This is a genomic window from Frankia sp. AgKG'84/4, assembly GCF_023242965.2.
Taxonomy (GTDB): domain Bacteria; phylum Actinomycetota; class Actinomycetes; order Frankiales; family Frankiaceae; genus Frankia.
In genome coordinates this window covers 1-3,527 of sequence record NZ_JALKFU020000554.1, presented here as the reverse complement: position 1 = coordinate 3,527, position 3,527 = coordinate 1, and the positions used below count along the sequence as shown (strand labels likewise).

The following is a 3,527-nucleotide window of genomic DNA, read 5'->3' as shown; positions in this document are numbered from 1 at the left end:
TATTCAGGCCGCATAATAGCGAAAGACGCAGAGCGGAACGCGAACCGATCTACACCACTCCACGGGGCATTATCGGTGGATTAACGCGGGCGATCAATCCCTAACCATCGTCAATGGATCTCGCGAAAGCGAAGCCACTGCGGGACCTGACCACGGAACGACGCGTCAACCAACGACACCGACATGGGGATCCGCAGTCAGCGCAGGATCGGGGACTGCGGGATCAGGAGGGCGCACAGCCTCGCACCGACGATCCGCGGTGGCCCGCCTCCGCGGACGGGAGGTTCCGCGGAGGCGGGCTTCTCAGCCCGGGAGCGGGCGCAGCTCGGGACGGAGCGGGCGCCGGGAGACGCTCCCAAAGACGACTCGACGGGGGATACCCCCATCAGCCGTCTGCGACGTTGACGAAGTTACCATCGAGTAGCGGAATCGACAAGAGTTTAATGTCACTTATTTTCAACAATTCACCAGGTCGCCGCGGCGCCCAGCTCGACTATTTACGCGACACGGACAATTAACCCGCGCGGTCTTTCGACACAGCTCGGCCGGACGGGCACGATAGATGATGTGGTCCAGGTCGCGAATCAGTCCCGCTCACGCCGCCCATCCGTGACGGTACCCACACCACCGATCGCGGTTGCCGATCTCGACGCCGGTCAGTATGGCGACGCCCGGCTGGAGCTGCTGGACGGGCTGTGTGTGCTGCGCCCGTGGCCGACGCCGCTGCGGGCCCGGGTCACCGACCGGCTGACCATCCTGCTGGGGCGCGCCGCGACGTCCGGCGCCCACGTGCTGCCCACCGGGGTGGGGCTGGAGCTGTCCGAGCGCTGCCTGCTCGTCCCGGACGTCGTCGTCGCGTCGAGCCCGCTGGGCGAACAGCGCCGGCTGCGGGAGACCCCGTTCCTCGTCGTCGAGGTCGCGGACACGAGCACCCGCCGCTACGACCGGACCCTGAAGCTCGACCTCTACCGCGAGCGAGGCGTGCCGGCATGCTGGCTGATTGATCCGGAGGCGGCGACGCTGGAAGCCTTCGAGCTGGTAGCCGGCGATCACGTCACCACGAGCGTGTCCGGGCCCGAGGGGGAGTTCCGCACCTCGCGGCCCTTCCCCGTGACGGTCCGCATCTCGGAGCTGATCGATCCACCCGAGGCCGACTAGATCGTGCCCGGCCTCACTGCGGCCCGCGGGGCACAGCGCCGCGCGGCGACGGAGGGCCGGCTACTCGGGACTGCCGGCGGCGTCGGGGTCCGCCGCGTCGTCAGGGTCCGCCGGACCTGGCCGGCCGTCCTGGTCGGAGGGGATGGCCTGGTCGGGAATGTCGTCGGCGTCCATGATCGTGTAGGCGTAGCCCTGTTCGGCCAGGAAGCGCTGGCGGTGGGCCGCGTACTCCTGGTCCAGGGTGTCGCGGGCGACGACCGTGTAGAAGTGCGCCGAGCGGCCGTCGGCCTTGGGCCGCAGCACCCGGCCGAGGCGCTGGGCCTCCTCCTGCCGGGAGCCGAACGTGCCGGAGACCTGCACGGCCACGCCGGCCTCCGGAAGGTCGATGGAGACGTTCGCGACCTTTGAGACGACCAGCGTCGTGATCTCCCCGGTCCGGAACGCCTCGAACAGGCGCTCCCGCTCCCGGTTGCGGGTCGATCCCTGGATCACCGGCGCGTCCAGCAGCTTCCCGAGCTCGTCGAGCTGGTCGAGGTAGGCCCCGATCACCAGCACCCGGTCGCCGGCGTGCCGGCGGACGAGCCGTTCCACCACCGACCGCTTGCTGTAGGCAGTGGCACACATCCGGTAGCGCTCCTCGGGCTCGGCGACGGCGTACGCCATCCGCTCGTCCTCGGTGAGCGTCACGCGGACCTCGGTGCACTCGGCCGGGGCGATATAGCCCTGCGCCTCGATCTCCCGCCAGGGTGCGTCGTAGCGCTTGGGACCGATCAGCGAGAAGACGTCGCCCTCGCGGCCGTCCTCCCGGACCAGGGTGGCGGTGAGGCCGAGCCGACGGCGGGACTGGATGTCGGCGGTCATCCGGAACACCGGCGCCGGCAGCAGGTGCACCTCGTCATAGATGATCAGCCCCCAGTCCCGGGCGCCGAACAGGTCAAGGTGCAGGTACTCGCCCTTACGCCGGGCGGTCATCACCTGATAGGTGGCGATGGTGACCGGGCGGATCTCCTTGCGCTCGCCGGAGTACTCGCCGATCTCCTCGTCGGTCAGGGAGGTGCGGCGCAGCAGCTCGTGCCGCCACTGGCGGCCGGCGACGGTGTTCGTGACGAGGATCAGCGTCGTCGCCCCGGCCTGGGCCATCGCGGCGGCGCCGACGATGGTCTTGCCCGCGCCGGCGGGCAGCACGACCACGCCGGACCCGCCCTCCCAGAAGCCGGCGACCGCACCCTGCTGGTAGTCGCGCAGCTCCCAGCCGTCCTCCACCAGCTCGATCGGGTGCCGCTCGCCGTCGACGTAACCGGCGAGGTCCTCCGCCGGCCAGCCGAGCTTGAGCAGCGCCTGCTTGAGCCGGCCGCGCTCCGAGGGATGCACGACGATCGTGTCGTCGTCGAGGCGCTCGCCGAGCAGCGGCACGATGCGCTTCGAGCGCGCGACCTCGACCAGCACGACCCGGTCGAGCGCGCGCAGCACCAGCCCGTGGACCGGGTCGTTCTCCAGGCGCAGCCGGCCGTAGCGGTCCATCGTGTCCGCGACGTCGACGAGCAGGGCGTGCGGCACCGCGTAGCGGGAGTGCCGGACGAGCGCGTCGACCACCTGCTCGGCGTCGTGCCCGGCGGCCCGCGCGTTCCACAGCGCCAGCGGGGTGATCCGATAGGTGTGCACGTGCTCGGGGGAGCGCTCCAGCTCGGCGAACGGAGCGATCGCCGAGCGAGCCTCGGCGGCACCCGCGTGGTCGACCTCCAGCAGAAGAGTCTTGTCCGACTGCACGATCAGTGGGCCGTCCGCCACCCGCTGTTCTCCTCCCGGTCCGTGTCCCGGCACCGGCCGCCCGCCCGAAGGCCGGCGGCGGCCGCCCGCCGGCGACGTCCTCCGACGGTACAGGCCACCTCCGACAGATCGCGGAGGCTGTCCACAGGCGCCGGCTCAGAGTGATTCGTCGAGATCGGGACGATCGGCCGGATCCCCGCCGGCCGCCGCCGACCATCCCGGCGCCGGCGGCCGCCCGGCGAACGCGTTGTCGACATCGGCGACGCCGGTCACCCGATGCAGGGCGAAGCGGCGCGGCGCGGCGCTGAGTTCGTCCCACGCCGTCAGCCAGCCGCCGTCGACGGAGGTCGGCCGCACGATCCGGTCCCTGGGTGTCCCCTGCTGGTCGACGTAGCCGAGCAGCACCCGGCGCCGGTCCCGCACGGCGCCCTGCAGCATCACCAGGATGAGCGGCGCCGACCGGGTGACCCCGAGCTCGGAGCCGCCGGCCGTGCCACCGGCCACCCGCAGCGCCCTAGCCCCGTCATCCCCCCGGCGCACCAGTCGCAGCACGTCGCGGGCCTGCGCCAGCCGGGTGTCGGCGACCTCGACCGACCCCGGGC

General features: G+C 71.4%; 3 protein-coding genes. 1 reads left to right on the top strand and 2 read right to left on the bottom strand.

Translation table 11 applies throughout. The annotated features are described in order from the left end of the window. The first annotated feature begins 609 nt into the window (after window positions 1-609). Window positions 610-1,158: a Uma2 family endonuclease gene (locus MXD58_RS23075; protein ID WP_248840986.1), complete on the top strand. Its 549-nt coding sequence runs from the start codon at window positions 610-612 to the stop codon at window positions 1,156-1,158. 60 nt (window positions 1,159-1,218) lie between these two features. Here MXD58_RS23075 and MXD58_RS23070 read toward each other — a convergent pair whose 3' ends face one another. Together MXD58_RS23070 and MXD58_RS23065 are read right to left on the bottom strand one after the other, a co-directional pair. After that, complete coding sequence (locus tag MXD58_RS23070; RefSeq protein ID WP_248840985.1) at window positions 1,219-2,946, bottom strand: DNA repair helicase XPB; 1,728 nt, start codon at window positions 2,944-2,946, stop codon at window positions 1,219-1,221. 135 nt (window positions 2,947-3,081) lie between these two features. Next, window positions 3,082-3,527, bottom strand: a 446-nt coding sequence (locus MXD58_RS23065) for a WYL domain-containing protein (RefSeq protein WP_250609906.1), incomplete at its 5' end; no start/stop codon positions are given.